Raw genomic sequence first — 14,487 nt, 5'->3', positions numbered from 1 at the left:
GCGGCCGGCCGCGGCGCGCTGGCTGCCGCCGGCGTCGCCGCCGCGGCGCCGGCCAGCACGAGCACGGCGCGGGCGTCGTGCAGCACCTCGGCCAGCGTCGCGGTGTACGGCGACAGGCCGTCGAAACGTGCGTCGGGCCGCAGGTCGCCGACCAGCAGCAAGGCGTGCGCCTCGCGCAGCGCGGCGGCGTCCAGCGGGTCGATCACACCGTCCTCGGTGTGCAGCTCGACGGCGATCGTGCGCCCGGCTTCGCGTGCGGCGCGCTTCAAGGCCTCGCGCACGAGGTAGGCGTGGGTGCCGCGGTCCCCGGCCCCGACAACGGCAACGATGTGACTCATGTTCTGCTCCCGGGGGGCCGCGGCCCAGACGTCCAGCGGCTGCGGCCGCACCGCGGCGGCCAGGGCATCCAGTTCGGCGGCCGGCGGCAGGTGCGCACCTTCGCGCCCCAGCTTGCCGGCGGCAAAAGCCGTCGCGCGGCGCGCCAGCGCGTCCAGCGCCAGGCCGTCGGCCAGCGCCGAGGCGATGCCGGCGACCATCGCGTCGCCGGCGCCGACCGTGCTGCCGGTGGCCAGCCGCGGCGGCGCCGCCTGCAGCGCGCCCTCGGCGCTGACGAAGGCCGCGCCGTCGGTGCCCAGCGAGACGACGACCAGCGCGATGCCGCGTGCGACCAGCGCCCGCGCCGCGTCGACCAGCGCCGCGCGTTCGTCGAAGCGCCGCCCGGCCCAGGCTTCGAGCTCGGCGCGGTTGGGTTTGACAGCGTGCGGCAGCGCGCCGGGCGGCAAGGCGAGCACGGCGTCCAGCGCCGCGCCGCTGAGGTCGGCGACGACACGTGCGCCGCGCCCGGCCAGCGCCGCGGCCAGGCGCGCACTGGTGTCGGCGGCCAGCCCCGCCGGCTGGCTGCCGGAGATCACGACCAGCTCGCCGGCGCCGGCCTCGGCCAGCCCGTCGAACACCGCCTCGGCGTCGGCCGCGGCGGCCGTGAAGCCCGGCAGGTTGACGTCGGTCGTGCGGCCGCCGGTCTCCAGCAGCTTGACGTTGGTGCGCGTCGCGCCGGTCACACGCTGCAACCGGTCGGCGATGCCTTTGGCGGCGAAGAGCTGCTCGAAGATCGCCGCGTTGTCGCGGCCGAGCAGCCCGTGCAGCTCGACCGTCTGGCCGGCGTCGGCCAGGCAGGAGGCGACGTTGAGACCCTTGCCGCCGGCGTCGTGGCGCACGGCGAGCGCACGCACCACCTCGCCGGGCACCAGGCGCTCCAGCGTCACCGTCTGGTCGATCGCCGGGTTGAAGCTGACGCAGCGGATCGTCATGCGCTCTCCCCGCCGTCGGCCAGCGCACGCACCGCGGCAGCGTCGGGCGCGGCCAGCGCCTGGCGTGCCAGCGCCTGCAGCGCCGGGAGTTCGGCGGCGCGCAGCCGCTCCTTGACCGCCGGGATGTCGCGCGGCGTCATCGACAGCTCGTCGACGCCCAGGCCGGCGAGCAGCGCGGCGCCGTGCGGGTCGCCCGCCAGGCCGCCGCAGACGCCGACCCAGCGGCCGTGCATATGCGCGCCCTGCACCGTCAGCCCGATCAGCCGCAGCACCGCCGGGTGCAGGCTGTCGGCCTCGGGCGCCAGCACCGGGTTCTGGCGGTCGATGGCCAGCGTGTACTGCGTCAGGTCGTTGGTGCCGATGGAAAAGAAGTCGGCGTGCTGCGCCAGGTCGGCGGCCAGCAGCGCCGCCGACGGCACCTCGATCATGATGCCCAGCGGCAGCTTGGGCGCCTGCAGTTCCTCGCGGATGCGCTCGCAGGTCTCGCGCAGCGCCAGCAGCTCGGCGGCCGAGGTGATCATCGGGAACATCACCGAGATCGGCGCGCCGTCGCGGCCGGCGCGGTACAGCGCGCGGATCTGCGGCACCAGCAGCTCGGGCCGGCGCAGCAGCAGGCGCGCGCCGCGCACGCCGAGGAAGGGGTTCTCCTCGCGCGGCAGCTCCAGGTGCGCGACCTGCTTGTCGCCGCCGATGTCCAGCGCGCGGATGACCAGCGGCCGGCCCTGCAGCGCGTCGGCCATCGCCTTGTAGGCCTGGTACTGGTCTTCCTCGGACGGCGTCTCGCCGCGTTCGAGGAACAGGAACTCGGTGCGCATCAGGCCCACGCCTTCGGCGCCCTGGGCGATGGCGAACGCGGCCTGGTCGGCGAGGTTGATGTTGGCGCCGATAGCGACCGTGTGGCCGTCGCGCGTGCGCGCCGGCAGCGCACGCGCCTCGGCGGCCTGGGCGCGGCGCGCCTCCTCGGCGGCGATCCAGGCGCGCGCCGAGGCCAGGTCGGCATCCGACGGCGCCAGGAACAGCCGGCCGCCGCTGCCGTCGACGATGGCCGGCGCGCCGGCTTCCAGCCGCTCCAGCCCCGCGCCGGCACCGACCACCGCCGGCAGCCCCAGGGTGCGCGCCAGGATCGCGGTGTGCGAAGTCGGCCCGCCTTGCGCGGTGACGATGCCGACGACACGCTCGGCGTCCAGCCCGGCGGTGTCGCTGGGCGTCAGGTCCTCGGCGACGAGGATGCTGCCGGCCGGCACCTCGGCGGCGGCCGGGCGCGCCAGCGCCGGGTCGATCTGCGCCAGCACACGGTGGCCGACGTCGCGCAGGTCGGTGGCGCGCCCGGCGAGCACGGCGTTGCCCAGCGAGGCCAGCCGGCCGGCGGTGTCCTCGACCGCGGTGTGCCAGGCCCAGGCGACACCGTGGCCTTCGACGAGGTGCTGCGAGGCCAGCGTGATCAGCGCCGGGTCGTTCAGCAGCTCGGCCTGGGCGCGGAAGATCGCCGCGTCGGCGGCGCCCAGGCGGCGGCGGGTGTCGTCGGCGACGGCACGCAGTTCGTCGCGGGCGCGTGCCAGCGCGCCGTGCAGGCGGTCGGCGGCCTCGACCAGGTCGACCGGCTCGTCGGGCACGACCATCGGCCCGGCGTGCAGCCGGTGCAGCCGGCCGATCGCCAGCCCCGGCGACGCGCCGACCCCGGCGACGGCCTCGGCCGCACCCGGCGGCTGCCAGGCGCCGGCGGCGGCGCGGCGCTTGCGCTCGGCCTTCTCGGCGTCGGCCTTCTCGCGGGCGCTCAGGCCGGCGAGCACGATGCGCAGCGTGGCCAGCGCGTCGGCGGCGTCGGGGCCGTCGGCCGAGACGGTGACGGTGTCGCCGCAGCGCAGGCCCAGCTGCAGCAGCGCGATCAGGTTGCGTGCGTCGGCGGCTTCGGCGCCGTGGCGCACACGCACGCGGGCGGCGAAGCGGCGTGCGGTCTCGGCCCACTCGGTGGCCGGGCGCGCGTGCAGACCGCTCGGGTAGTCGACGACCCAGTCGAAGCGGCGGGCGAAGTCCTCGGCCGGCGCGTCGGCTTCGTCGGGCGCGACCTCGACGCCGGCCAGCGCACGGATCAGCGCGTCGGGGTCGTCGGTGCGCGCCAGCATCGCCAGGCGCGTGTCGTCGGCCATCAGCCGCGTCAGCCGGCGCAGGATGCCGATGTGGGCGTCGGAGCGCGCGGCGATGGCGACGACCAGATGGGCGCGCTGGCCGGGGTTCCAGTCGACGCCGTCGCGCACCTGCAGCACGGCGATGCCGTCGCGCTGGATCAGCTCGCGCTCGTCGACCATGCCGTGCGGGATGGCGATGCCCTTGCCGAGGAAGGTGTCGGCGGCGGCCTCGCGGCGCAGCATGCTGGCCTCGAAAGCCGGGCGCACGCAGCCGGCGGCGGTCAGCAGGCCGGTGGCCTGGCGGATGGCGTCGGCCTTGTCGGCCACACGCGCGTCCAGGCGGACGAGTTCGCGCGGCAGCAGGCCGCTGGCGTTGAAGGTGGACACGTCAGAACTCCGTCGGTTTGACCTGCGACGGTAGCGCAGGCGGCCGTGGCCGGCGAGTTCCGACGATCCCGGATGGTCGTCGTGCGCGGGCCGCGCACGGCGGCCCGAAACACGGTAAACGTTATTGCAACGGCACGCCGGTCTTGGCCTGCAGCTCGTCGCGCGTGACGCCGGGCGCCATCTCGACGACCTTCAGCCCGTGCGGCGTGACGTCGAGCACCGCGAGGTCGGTGATGATGCGGTCGACGACGCCGACGCCGGTCAGCGGCAGCGTGCACTGCGGCAGGATCTTCAGCTCGAAGCCCGAGCCGTCCTTCTTCTTCGCGACGTGCTCCATCAGCACGACGACGCTGCGCACGCCGGCGACGAGGTCCATCGCGCCGCCCATGCCCTTGACCATCTTGCCGGGGATCATCCAGTTGGCCAGGTCGCCCTTGGCGCTGACCTGCATCGCGCCGAGGATCGACAGGTTGATCTTGCCGCCGCGGATCATCGCGAAGCTGTCGTGGCTGCCGAAGATGCTGGAGCCGGCGATCGTCGTCACCGTCTGCTTGCCGGCGTTGATCAGGTCGGCGTCGACCTCGTCCTCGGTCGGGAACGGGCCGATGCCGAGCATGCCGTTCTCGCTCTGCAGCCAGACCTCGATGTCCTCGGGCACGAAGTTGGCCACCAGCGTCGGCAGGCCGATGCCGAGGTTGACGTAGAAGCCGTCCTGCAGTTCCTGGGCGGCGCGCGCCGCCATCTCGTCGTGGGTCCAGGCCATGATCGCTCCTTCAGGCGGTCTTCTCGCGGATCGTGCGCTTCTCGATGCGCTTCTCCGGGTGCGGGTTGTGCACCAGGCGGTGCACGTAGATGCCGGGCAGGTGCACCTCGTCGGGGTCGAAGCTGCCGACCGGCACGATCTCCTCGACCTCGACGACGCTGACGCGCCCGGCCATGATCACCGCCGGGTTGAAGTTGCGCGCCGTGCGGCGGAACACGAGATTGCCACTCTCGTCGGCCTTCCAGGCCTTGGCCAACGACACGTCGGGCACGATGGCGCGCTCCATCACATAGAGCTTGCCGTCGAACTCGCGGGTCTCCTTGCCTTCGGCGACCAGCGTGCCGACGCCGGTGCGCGTGAAGAAGGCCGGGATGCCGGCGCCGCCGGCCCGCAGCTTCTCGGCCAGCGTGCCCTGCGGCGTGAACTCCAGCTCCAGCTCGCCGGCCAGGAACTGGCGCTCGAACTCCTTGTTCTCGCCGACGTAGCTGGAGATCATCTTGCGGATCTGGCGCGTCTCCAGCAGCTGGCCGAGGCCGAAGCCGTCGACACCGGCGTTGTTGGAGACGACGGTCAGATCCTTGACGCCGCTGTCGCGCAGCGCGGCGATCAGCGCCTCGGGGATGCCGCACAGGCCGAAGCCGCCGACGGCCATCAGCTGGCCGTCGTGCACGATGCCGGCGAGCGCGGCCTGCGCGCTCGGATAGAGCTTCTTCATCGGGACGCCTCTCGCACTCAGGGAAACCGAGGCAGCGTACTACGTAAGGGGTTAAGTAGTCGTTACGTAGAATTGACTACGGATCTGCCCCGAAGGACCTCGCGATGCAGACGCTGGACTACCGCACCGCGTTCGAACTGGCGCCCATCGGCCTGGTGATCAGCCGCGAACGCGTGATGATCGACTGCAACGCCGAGATGCTGGCGATCTTCGGCGCCGTGCGCGAGCAGATCGTCGGCCAGTCCTTCGAGGTGCTCTACCCCACCGCGGCCGAATACGAACGCACCGGCGAGCGCATCGTCGAGATGCTCGACGCCCAGGGCCGCTACGCCGACGACCGCATCATGAAGCGCGCCGGCGGCGAGCTCTTCTGGTGCCACGTCTCGGGCCACGCGCTGGACACGCGCGCGCCGCACGCGGCGGGCATCTGGTCCTTCGAGGACCTGTCGGCGCGGCGCGTGCTGAAGGTCGACTTCACGCCGCGCGAACGCGAGATCGCGGCCCTGGTCATCGAGGGCCACACGAGCAAGGAAATCGGCCGCAAGCTGGCGATCAGCCCGCGCACGGTCGACGTCTACCGCGCACGGCTGATGCGCAAGACGGGCGCGGCGACGACGCCCGAACTGGTCAACAAGCTCCTCAACGGCTGAACCTGGAGAACAACGCATGATCGTCGTCCACCACCTGGAGAACTCGCGCTCGCAGCGTGTGCTGTGGCTGCTCGAGGAACTGGGCCTGGCTTACGAAGTGAAGCGCTACGAGCGCGACCGCGAAACGATGCTCGCGCCGCCGGAACTGAAGCGTGTGCACCCGCTGGGCAAGTCGCCGGTGATCGTCGACGGCGCGGTGACGGTGGCCGAGACCGGCGCCATCGTCGAGTACCTGCTCGACACCTACGACCCCGAAGGCCGCCTGCGCCCGCCGCCGGCCACCGAGGCGCGCCGGCGCTTCACCTACTGGCTGCACTTCGCCGAAGGCAGCGCGATGCCGCCGCTGCTGATGAAGCTGGTCTTCGACCGCGTGCGCAGCGCGCCGGTGCCGTTTTTCATCAAGCCCGTCGTCAAGGGCATCGCCGACAAGGTGACCGGCAGTTTCATCGCGCCGAACATCGCCGCGCAGCTGGCCTTCATGGAAGCCGAACTGAGCGCCCGCCCCTGGTTCGCCGGCGAGGCCTTCAGCGCCGCCGACGTGATGATGAGCTTCCCGCTCGAAGCCGCGGCGGCCCGCGCCGGGCTCGACGCCCGCTATCCGAAGCTGCAGGACTGGCTGAAGCGCGTGCACGCGCGTGCCGCCTACGGCCGGGCGCTGGAGCGTGGCGGGCCGTATTCGATCATCGGCTGAGGCGCGCTCAGCCGAACAGCGCGCGCACCGACTCCGGCAACGGCACCGCCTTCTTCGCCGCGTAGTCGGTCCACACCGTCTTCGCGCCGCCTTCGGCGTAGACGACGCCGGGTTCGCCGACACGCTCCATCACGACGTAGGTGTCGAAGCTCGTGCGCCCGGGGTTGGCGATGTAGTGGCGCGCCAGCACCTCGCCGGGGAACTCGAGCTGGCGCACGAAGTTGCAGAACGCGTTGACGATCACCGGGCCGCTGCCGTGGCTGGGGTGCGCCGGGCCGCCGATGCGGTACAGCCACTCCAGCCGCGCGATCTCCAGGTAGCGGAAGTAGACGGTGTTGTTGACATGGCCCATCGCGTCCATGTCGCCCCAGCGGATAGTGATCACCGTCTCGTGGGTCAGGGTCTTGTGTTCGGGCAGCGTGAAACGCATGGCGGTCTCCAGCGTCGCCCGGCCTGCCCGCGGCCGGGCGCGGGGTTCAATCGGTGGCCGACACGCCCAGCTCGCGCGCCAGCCGCTCGACCAGCACACGCAGGTCGGCGACCTCGGCCGCCAGCCGGGCCTGCTCGGCCTTCAGCGCCGACAGCTCGCCGGCCGACACCGCTTCGGCCGGCAGCGCCGCGGCGCCGGCAGGCCAGACCGGCTGCGCGACCTCGCCGCACAGCCGATGCGCCCAGCGCGACTCTCGTTCGCCGGGTGCACGCGCGAGCTTGACGACCTTGGGCGGCTGCTTCTCGGCCAGCTCCTCCAAGAAACCTTCGACCGAGGAGATGTCGGCGAAACGGTGCAGGCGCTCGCTGTTCAGGCGCAGTTCGGCCGCGGTCTGCGGGCCGCGCAGCATCAGCACCGCCAGCAGCGCGACGGCCGCGCCCGGCACGCCGAGGCCACGCGCGGCGTTGTGGTCGAAACGCACGACGCGGCTGCCGCTGACCTCGTTGACCAGGGCCAGCGCCTTGAGCCCTTCCAGCGCCGCCAGCACGTCGGCGTCGGCGGCTTCCATCACCGGCTGGCGCGCGGTCTTCTGGTTGCAGCCCGCGACCAGCGCGTTCAGCGACAGCGGATAGGTGTCGGGCACGGTGTGCTGCTTCTCGACGAGCACACCGAGCACACGCGCTTCGAGCGGGGTCAGGTCACGCATGCTGCACGCCCCTCAGACGCCGAAGCCGTCGTCGGCGGAGATCACCGCGCCGTTGACGAAGTGGCTCTCGTTGGCGCACAGCATCATCAGCACCGCGTCCAGGTCCTCGGGCTTGCCGACACGCTTGCGCGGCAGCATGTCGACCAGCTTGCGCCCGGCCTCGGTCTGCCAGTGGTGGTGGTTGATCTCGGTGTCGATGTAACCCGGGCAGATGGCGTTGACGTTGATGCCGTGGCGGCCCCATTCCAGCGCCATCGCGCGCGTCATGTGGATCACCGCCGCCTTGCTCATCGCGTAGACGCCGATCTGGCCCAGCACACGCAGCCCGGCCATCGACGCCACGTTGACGATGCGCCCGCCGGTGTAGGTGCCCGGCGCCTGGCCGCGGCTGCGCGCGATCATGCGTTTGGCCACCGCCTGGGCGACGAAGAAGGCGCCGCGGGTGTTGGTGTCCATCACGTAGTCGTAGTCCTCGGGCGTGACGTCGACCAGCTTCTGCGTCGTGCTGACGCCCGAGTTGTTGACCAGGATGTCGATCACGCCCATCTCGGTCTCGGCATGGGCCACGGCCGAGGCGATGCTCGCCGGGTCGGTGACGTCGAGCGTGACGACGTGGGCATCGCCGCCTTCGGCCTCGATCTCGGCGCGCAGCGTCTTCAGGCGCTCGACGCGGCGCGCGGCGAGCACGACGCCGGCGCCGGCACGCGCCAGCGTCTTCGCGAAGCTCGCGCCCAGGCCGCTGGAGGCGCCGGTGACGAAGGCGACGCGGCCGGAAAGGTCGATCTGGTAGCTCATCGGTGGAGTCCTGGTTCGGTCTGTCGGGGGCGCGGGCACGATAGCACCGAAGCCGTGGCCGACAATCGGCCCATGGACCGTGTCGAAGTCGTCGTCGTCGGGGCCGGGGTCGTCGGCCTCGCGGTGGCGCGCGCGCTGGCGTGCGCCGGGTCGGAGGTGCTGATCCTCGAGCGCGAGGGCGCGATCGGCAGCGGCGTCTCGTCGCGCAACAGCGAGGTCGTGCACGCCGGGCTCTACTACCCCGCCGGCAGCCTGAAGGCGCGGCTGTGCGTGGCAGGCCGCGAGCGGCTCTACGCCTATTGCGCCGAACGCGGCGTCGACGCGCGCCGCTGCGGCAAGCTGGTCGTCGCGACGACCGCGGCCGACCTGCCCAAGCTGGACACGATCGAGGCCCGCGGCCGCGCCGCCGGCGTCGCCGACCTGCAGCGCCTGACGGCCGCCGAGGCGATGGCGATGGAGCCGGCGCTGGCCTGCGCCGGCGCGCTGTGGTCGCCGTCGTCGGGCATCGTCGACAGCCACGGGCTGATGACCGCGCTGCTGGGCGACGCCGAGAACGCCGGCGCGATGCTGGCGCTGCGCTCGCCGTTCGCCAGCGCGCGCCGCGACGGCGAGGGCTGGATCGTCGGCACCGGCGGCGACGAGCCCTTCGAGCTGGCGACACGCTGGATCGTCAATGCCGCGGCGCTCGACGCGCAGCAGGTGGCGCTGGCGATGCAGGGCTTTGCGGCCGCCGCGGTGCCGCCGACCTGGCGCGCCAAGGGCCACTACTTCTCGCTCGCCGGGCGCGCGCCGTTCTCGCGCCTCGTTTACCCGACGCCGGTCGACGGCGGCCTGGGCGTGCACCTGACGCTGGACCTGGGCGGCCAGGCGCGTTTCGGCCCCGACGTCGAATGGCTGGCGCCCGGTGCGGCGCTGGACTACGCCGTCGACCCGGCGCGCCAGGCCGGTTTCGAGGCCGACATCCGGCGCTACTGGCCGGGCCTGCCGGCCGGTGCGCTGCAACCGGCCTACAGCGGCATCCGGCCCAAGATCTCCGGCCCGGGCGAGCCGGCGGCCGACTTCATCATCGCCGGCCCGGCCGAACACGGCGTGCCGGGGGTCGTGCAGCTGTTCGGCATCGAGTCGCCCGGGCTTACCGCGTGCCTGGCGCTCGCCGACGAGGTGGCCGGCCGCATTGTCCCTTTCGCGACCTCAAAATAGAACGACCGTTCGTTTTTCGGGGCCCGGACTTATAGAATGCGCGCGGCCTCACCCAGGAGACAAAGGTCAAGATGCGCTCAGAAGAAATCCTCGAGCAGTACGGTCCGCGCGAGGCGATGGAGTACGACGTCGTCGTCGTCGGGGCCGGCCCCGGCGGGCTCGCGGCGGCGATCCGCCTCAAGCAGCTGAACCCCGAGCTCTCGGTCGTCGTGCTCGAGAAGGGCAGCGAACCGGGCGCGCACGTGCTGTCCGGCGCGGTGATGGACCCGCGTGCGCTGACCGAGCTGATCCCGGACTGGAAGGAACGCGGCGCGCCGCTGAACCAGCCCTGCGCCGAGGACGAGGTGCTGTTCCTCAACGCCAACGGCAGCCACCACGAGGCGCCGTCCTGGCTGATCCCGGGCTGCCTGCACAACCACGGCAACTACATCATCAGCCTGGGCGCGGTGACCCGCTGGATGGCCGCGCAGGCCGAGGAGCTGGGCGTCGAGATCTTCCCCGGCTTCGCCGCGGCCGAAGTGCTGTACGGCGAGGACGGCCGGGTGCGTGGCGTCGCCACCGGCAACATGGGTGTCGGCAAGGACGGCGCGCCGCACGACGGCTTCCAGCTCGGCATGGAGCTGCTGGGCAAGTACACGATCTTCGCCGAAGGCGCACGCGGCCACCTGGGCCGCCAGCTGATCAGCCGCTTCGAGCTGGACAAGGGCCGCGACCCGCAGACCTACGCCATCGGCATCAAGGAGCTGTGGGAAGTGCCAGAGTCGGTCGCCAAGCCCGGCCTGGTGCTGCACAGCGCCGGCTGGCCGGTCGACGAGCAGACCTACGGCGGCGGCTTCCTGTACCACATGGAAGGTAACCAGGTCGCGCTGGGCTACGTCGTCGGCCTGGACTACCAGAACCCCTGGATCAGCCCGTTCGAGGAGATGCAGCGCTGGAAGACGCACCCGGCGATCCGGCGCCACCTCGAAGGCGGCAAGCGGGTCGGCTACGGCGCCCGCGCGATCACCGCCGGCGGCCTGCTGTCGGTGCCCAAGCTGGTGTTCCCGGGCGGTGCGCTGGTCGGCTGCGAAGCCGGCACGCTGAACGCCGCGCGCATCAAGGGCAGCCACGCCGCGATCAAGACCGGGATGATGGCCGCCGAGGCCGCCGCCGCGGCGCTGGCCGCCGGCCGTGCCGGTGACGAGCTGGAGGCCTACCCGCAGGCCTTCCGTGCCAGCTGGCTCTACGAGGAGCTGGACGCCAGCCGCAACTTCAAGACCTGGTTCAAGAAGGGCAACACGGTCGGCACGCTGATGACCGGCATCGAGCAGTGGCTGCTGCCCAAGCTGGGCATGAAGAGCCCGCCGTGGACCATCCACCGCCACGCGCCGGACCACGTGCGGCTGCACGCGGCCAGCCAGGTCGAGCCGATCGCCTACCCCAAGCCCGACGGCCAGCTGACCTTCGACCGCCTCAGCTCGGTGTTCCTCAGCAACACCAACCACGAGGAGAACCAGCCGGCGCACCTGACGCTGAAGGATGCGTCGGTGCCGGTGGCGGTGAACCTGGCGCGCTACGCCGGCCCCGAGAGCCGCTACTGCCCGGCCGGTGTCTACGAGTTCGTCGCCGCGGCCGACGGCGGCGAGCGCCTGCAGATCAACGCCCAGAACTGCGTGCACTGCAAGACCTGCGACATCAAGGACCCGACGCAGAACATCGTCTGGGTCACGCCCGAAGGCGGCGGCGGGCCGAACTACGCGGGCATGTGAAGCCGCACGCGGCATGAAGAACGGCGGGCCTGGGCCCGCCGTTTTTCGTTGGGGCGCCGCCTGGCTCAGCGGCCCAGCAGCACCTGCTCGGCAAAACGCACGAAGGCGTAGAAGCGCCAGTCGGCGTTCTCCTTGCGCTGGAAGCCGTGGCCTTCGTTCTCGGCGCGCAGGTACCAGACCGGCGTGCCGTTGGCGCGCACCTGGGCGACGATCTGCTCGGCCTCGGTGTAGGGCACACGCGGGTCGTTGAGGCCCTGGACGACGAACAGCGGCTTGCGAATCATCGCCGCGTTGGTCAGCGGCGAGATGCGGTCGAGGAAGGCGCGCATCGCCGGGTCGCGTTCGTCGCCGTACTCGGCGCGGCGCAGGTCGCGGCGATAGCTCTCGGTGTTCTGCAGGAAGGTCACGAAATGCGAGATGCCAACGTCGTCGACCGCGCCGGCGATGCGCTCGCCGTAGTGCACCGCGCTGGCCAGCGTCATGTAGCCGCCGTAGCTGCCGCCGGCGACCAGCACACGCGAGGCGTCCAGCCCCGGCTGCGTGGCGATCCAGTCCAGCAGCGCGCCGATGTCCTTCACCGAGTCCTCGCGCTTGTAGCCGTCGTCCAGCGACAGGAAGGTCTTGCCGAAACCCGACGAGCCGCGCACGTTGGGCTGCACGATGGCGACGCCCAGCTCCTGCAGCAGGTAGTTGTAGCGCCCCATGAAGCCGACCGTGGCCTGGCCCTCGGGGCCGCCGTGGATCTGGATCAGCACCGGGCGCGGGCCGCTGAACCGCGCCGGCGGGCGGTGCAGCAGGCCGGAGATCGTGCGGCCGTCAAAGCTCGTCCAGCGCACGATCTCGGCCTCGCCGAAGCGCGACACGTCCAGGCCCGGCGGCACATGGGGCGTGGTCCAGTCGGCGACCGCGCCGCCGGCCAGGCGCAGCGAATGCAGCCGGCTCGGGCCTTGCGCGCTGTTGGTCGAGAACGCCAGCTCGTCGCCGCGGCGGTCGAAGGCCGCACTGCCGATGCTGCCGGCGGGCAGCGGCGGCAGCGCCAGCTCCTTCAGCGTGCGGCCGTCGAGCAGGCGCAGCTCGTCGCGGCCCTCGACGTTGGCCTGGAAGGCGATCCAGCGCCCGTCCTCGCTGGGTGCGACGCCGCTGACGTCCCAGGGGATCTGCGACGTGAGCCGCGTGATGCGGCCGTCGGCCAGCGACAGCAGCATCAGCTCGCGGAACTCGCCGGCGCGGTCGCTGAGGAACAGCAGCCCCGAGCCGTCGGGCCGGAAGGCGACCGGGAAGTGCGAGGCTTTCAGCGTCTCGCCGGGCGCCGGCAGCACACGCCGGCGTTCGCCGCTGGCGAGGTCGACGAGCCAGGCTTCGGACTCGGTGGCCGAGACATAGCGTGTGATCGCCAGCGTGCGGTCGTCGTGCGAGATCGCGCCGCCGAACCAGCCGGCGCCGGGCAGCACGGCGATCTGGCGCCGGCCCTCGGGCGAGAGCGGGTCCATCAGCCACAGCGTCGTGTCGATCGCCGCACGTTTGCCGCCGTCGGCGGTGCGGTCCAGCGGCACCGCGCCGTAAACCAGCTTGGACGCGCCATGCAGCCAGCCGATGGGATCGTGGCGCTGGTCGGGGTCGGTCAGCAGCGTCGCCTGGCGCGTTGCCGGGTCCAGGCGGTAGAGCTGCGTCGCCTCGTTGCCGCCGCGGCCGCGCGCGAAGACGATGTAGCGGCCTTCGCGCGGCTCCCAGCTCGCCTCGGCCACCGGGTCGGGCTCGGCGGTCAGGCGCTCCAGCGCGGCGCCGGGGGCGGCGGCACGCCAGAGCTGGGCCGTGGCGTCGGTCTCGGCGCGGTGCAGCACCAGCATCTCGCGCCGCGTCGGGTGCCAGTCGGCGAAACCGTGGCCGCGGAAGTCGTTGTAGCGCTGCACACGCTCGGCCAGCGACTGCGGGATCGGCGGGATGCCCTGCACCACGAGGTTGGCGTTGGGCGCGACCGTCGCCTCGGTGGCCGGTGCGCTGGCACAGCCGGCCAGCACCAGCGCGGCGGCGGCACAGGCCGCCGAAAACAGCATTCGTCTCATCGTTCTCCAAGAGCCCAGGAGGGCTTGCGTTTGTCGATGAAGGCCTGCACGCCTTCGAGTGCGGCCGGGTCCATCATGTTGCAGGCCATCGTGCGGCCGGCGTCTTCGTAGGCCGCGGCGATGCCGGTCTCGACCTGACGATAGAACAGCGCCTTGCCGGCGGCGATCGCGACCTGCGGCTTGGCGACGATGGCGGCGACCAGGCGCTCGACCTCGGCATCCAGTGCTTCCGGCGCGGCGACGCGGTTGACCAGACCCTTGGCGCAGGCTTCGTCGGCGCCGATGAACTCGCCAGTGACGAGCATCTCGAACGCCGCCTTGCGCGGCAGGTTGCGCGCCAGCGCGACGCTGGGCGTCGAGCAGAACAGGCCCAGGTTGACGCCGCTGACGGCGAACTTCGCGTCGCGCGAGGCGACCGCCAGGTCGCACATCGCGACCAGCTGGCAGCCGGCCGCGGTGGCGATGCCGTGCACGCGCGCGACGACCGGCACCGGCAGCTTCTGGATCGTGAGCATCATGCGTGCGCAGGCCGCGAACAGGCGCTCGTAGTAGCCCAGCGAAGGCTCGGCGCGCATTTCCTTCAGGTCGTGGCCGGCGCAGAAGGCGCGGCCGGCGGCGGCGATGACCACCACACGCGCCGTCGTGTCCTCGGCGATGCGTTCCAGCGAGGCCTGCAGCGCCGCGATCATCGCCTCGGACAGCGAGTTGAAGGCCTGCGGCCGGTCCAGCGTCAGCGTCACGACGCCGCGCTCGTCCTTCTCGTGCCGCAGCAGCGGTTCTTCGGTCATCGGTATCTCCTGGTCAGGCTCCCTCTCCCGCGACGGCGGGAGAGGGCGGGGGGTGAGGGCCGGGGTCTGCCGCCNNNCNCNCNCNCNCNCNCNCGCGACGACGACGACGACGACGACG

Annotated in this window: 13 protein-coding genes; 4 read left to right on the top strand and 9 right to left on the bottom strand. The window is 72.3% G+C overall.

The features are described from left to right. The 4 genes from RBXJA2T_RS13030 to RBXJA2T_RS13015 all read right to left on the bottom strand — a co-directional run. Nucleotides 1-1,307, bottom strand: a 1,307-nt coding sequence (locus RBXJA2T_RS13030) for a hexose kinase (protein ID WP_009857854.1), incomplete at its 3' end; no start/stop codon positions are given. Then, a complete protein-coding gene (gene ptsP, locus RBXJA2T_RS13025) occupies nt 1,304-3,820 on the bottom strand; it encodes a phosphoenolpyruvate--protein phosphotransferase (protein WP_009857853.1) in 2,517 nt (838 codons plus the stop codon). The genes RBXJA2T_RS13030 and ptsP, both read right to left, overlap by 4 nt. A gap of 121 nt (nt 3,821-3,941) precedes the next feature. Further along, on the bottom strand, nt 3,942-4,583 hold the full coding sequence (locus RBXJA2T_RS13020; RefSeq protein WP_009857852.1) for a CoA transferase subunit B: 642 nt from the start codon (nt 4,581-4,583) through the stop codon (nt 3,942-3,944). 10 nt (nt 4,584-4,593) lie between these two features. After that, entirely contained in the window at nt 4,594-5,298 is a 705-nt protein-coding gene (locus tag RBXJA2T_RS13015; protein WP_009857851.1) for a CoA transferase subunit A, read from the bottom strand. 104 nt (nt 5,299-5,402) lie between these two features. Between RBXJA2T_RS13015 and RBXJA2T_RS13010 the strand changes: the two genes are divergently transcribed. Then, a complete protein-coding gene (locus RBXJA2T_RS13010; protein WP_009857850.1) occupies nt 5,403-5,948 on the top strand; it encodes a PAS and helix-turn-helix domain-containing protein in 546 nt (181 codons plus the stop codon). A gap of 16 nt (nt 5,949-5,964) precedes the next feature. Further along, a complete protein-coding gene (locus RBXJA2T_RS13005; protein ID WP_009857849.1) occupies nt 5,965-6,639 on the top strand; it encodes a glutathione S-transferase in 675 nt (224 codons plus the stop codon). 7 nt (nt 6,640-6,646) lie between these two features. Here RBXJA2T_RS13005 and RBXJA2T_RS13000 read toward each other — a convergent pair whose 3' ends face one another. From RBXJA2T_RS13000 to RBXJA2T_RS12990, 3 genes are read right to left on the bottom strand one after another with little or no spacing between them, the layout of a single operon-like run. Next, the gene (locus RBXJA2T_RS13000; protein ID WP_009857848.1) at nt 6,647-7,069 is read right to left on the bottom strand and encodes an acyl-CoA thioesterase; all 423 of its coding nucleotides are present in this window, start codon (nt 7,067-7,069) and stop codon (nt 6,647-6,649) included. A 46-nt stretch (nt 7,070-7,115) separates the two neighbouring features. Further along, nucleotides 7,116-7,775, bottom strand: a complete 660-nt coding sequence (locus RBXJA2T_RS12995) for a YceH family protein (protein ID WP_009857847.1) — start codon at nt 7,773-7,775, stop codon at nt 7,116-7,118. Between the two features lie 12 nt (nt 7,776-7,787). Continuing rightward, a complete protein-coding gene (locus tag RBXJA2T_RS12990; RefSeq protein ID WP_009857846.1) occupies nt 7,788-8,570 on the bottom strand; it encodes an SDR family oxidoreductase in 783 nt (260 codons plus the stop codon). 72 nt (nt 8,571-8,642) lie between these two features. Here RBXJA2T_RS12990 and RBXJA2T_RS12985 point away from each other — a divergent pair, with 72 nt between their 5' ends. Both RBXJA2T_RS12985 and RBXJA2T_RS12980 read left to right on the top strand, forming a co-directional pair. Next, complete coding sequence (locus tag RBXJA2T_RS12985) at nt 8,643-9,770, top strand: NAD(P)/FAD-dependent oxidoreductase (protein ID WP_009857845.1); 1,128 nt, start codon at nt 8,643-8,645, stop codon at nt 9,768-9,770. Nucleotides 9,771-9,841: 71 nt separating this feature from the next. Continuing rightward, a complete protein-coding gene (locus RBXJA2T_RS12980; RefSeq protein WP_009857844.1) occupies nt 9,842-11,518 on the top strand; it encodes an electron transfer flavoprotein-ubiquinone oxidoreductase in 1,677 nt (558 codons plus the stop codon). A gap of 65 nt (nt 11,519-11,583) precedes the next feature. On the opposite strand, the gene RBXJA2T_RS12975 is transcribed toward RBXJA2T_RS12980, so the two are convergent. Both RBXJA2T_RS12975 and RBXJA2T_RS12970 read right to left on the bottom strand, forming a co-directional pair. Next, nucleotides 11,584-13,581 (bottom strand): S9 family peptidase, encoded by a 1,998-nt coding sequence (locus tag RBXJA2T_RS12975; protein ID WP_237704889.1) that lies wholly within the window; start codon nt 13,579-13,581, stop codon nt 11,584-11,586. Continuing rightward, nucleotides 13,578-14,369, bottom strand: a complete 792-nt coding sequence (locus tag RBXJA2T_RS12970) for an enoyl-CoA hydratase (protein WP_009857842.1) — start codon at nt 14,367-14,369, stop codon at nt 13,578-13,580. The genes RBXJA2T_RS12975 and RBXJA2T_RS12970 overlap by 4 nt, the downstream gene beginning before the upstream one ends. Between the last annotated feature and the right edge of the window lie 118 nt (nt 14,370-14,487).

It is taken from the genome of Rubrivivax benzoatilyticus JA2 = ATCC BAA-35 (assembly GCF_000190375.1).
GTDB classification, from domain to species: Bacteria; Pseudomonadota; Gammaproteobacteria; order Burkholderiales; family Burkholderiaceae_C; genus Rubrivivax; species Rubrivivax benzoatilyticus.
The sequence above is the reverse complement of the archived record's forward strand: the minus strand, read 5'-3'. Positions and strand labels throughout refer to the sequence as shown.

Bases quoted from the DNA above. Each gene is read 5' to 3' on its own strand.
- RBXJA2T_RS13020 (WP_009857852.1), bottom strand. From the start codon at position 4,583: ATGGCCTGGACCCACGACGAGATGGCGGCGCGCGCCGCCCAGGAACTG.
- RBXJA2T_RS13015 (WP_009857851.1), bottom strand. From the start codon at position 5,298: ATGAAGAAGCTCTATCCGAGCGCGCAGGCCGCGCTCGCCGGCATCGTG.
- RBXJA2T_RS13010 (WP_009857850.1), top strand. From the start codon at position 5,403: ATGCAGACGCTGGACTACCGCACCGCGTTCGAACTGGCGCCCATCGGC.
- RBXJA2T_RS13005 (WP_009857849.1), top strand. From the start codon at position 5,965: ATGATCGTCGTCCACCACCTGGAGAACTCGCGCTCGCAGCGTGTGCTG.
- RBXJA2T_RS13000 (WP_009857848.1), bottom strand. From the start codon at position 7,069: ATGCGTTTCACGCTGCCCGAACACAAGACCCTGACCCACGAGACGGTG.
- RBXJA2T_RS12995 (WP_009857847.1), bottom strand. From the start codon at position 7,775: ATGCGTGACCTGACCCCGCTCGAAGCGCGTGTGCTCGGTGTGCTCGTC.
- RBXJA2T_RS12990 (WP_009857846.1), bottom strand. From the start codon at position 8,570: ATGAGCTACCAGATCGACCTTTCCGGCCGCGTCGCCTTCGTCACCGGC.
- RBXJA2T_RS12985 (WP_009857845.1), top strand. From the start codon at position 8,643: ATGGACCGTGTCGAAGTCGTCGTCGTCGGGGCCGGGGTCGTCGGCCTC.
- RBXJA2T_RS12980 (WP_009857844.1), top strand. From the start codon at position 9,842: ATGCGCTCAGAAGAAATCCTCGAGCAGTACGGTCCGCGCGAGGCGATG.
- RBXJA2T_RS12975 (WP_237704889.1), bottom strand. From the start codon at position 13,581: ATGAGACGAATGCTGTTTTCGGCGGCCTGTGCCGCCGCCGCGCTGGTG.
- RBXJA2T_RS12970 (WP_009857842.1), bottom strand. From the start codon at position 14,369: ATGACCGAAGAACCGCTGCTGCGGCACGAGAAGGACGAGCGCGGCGTC.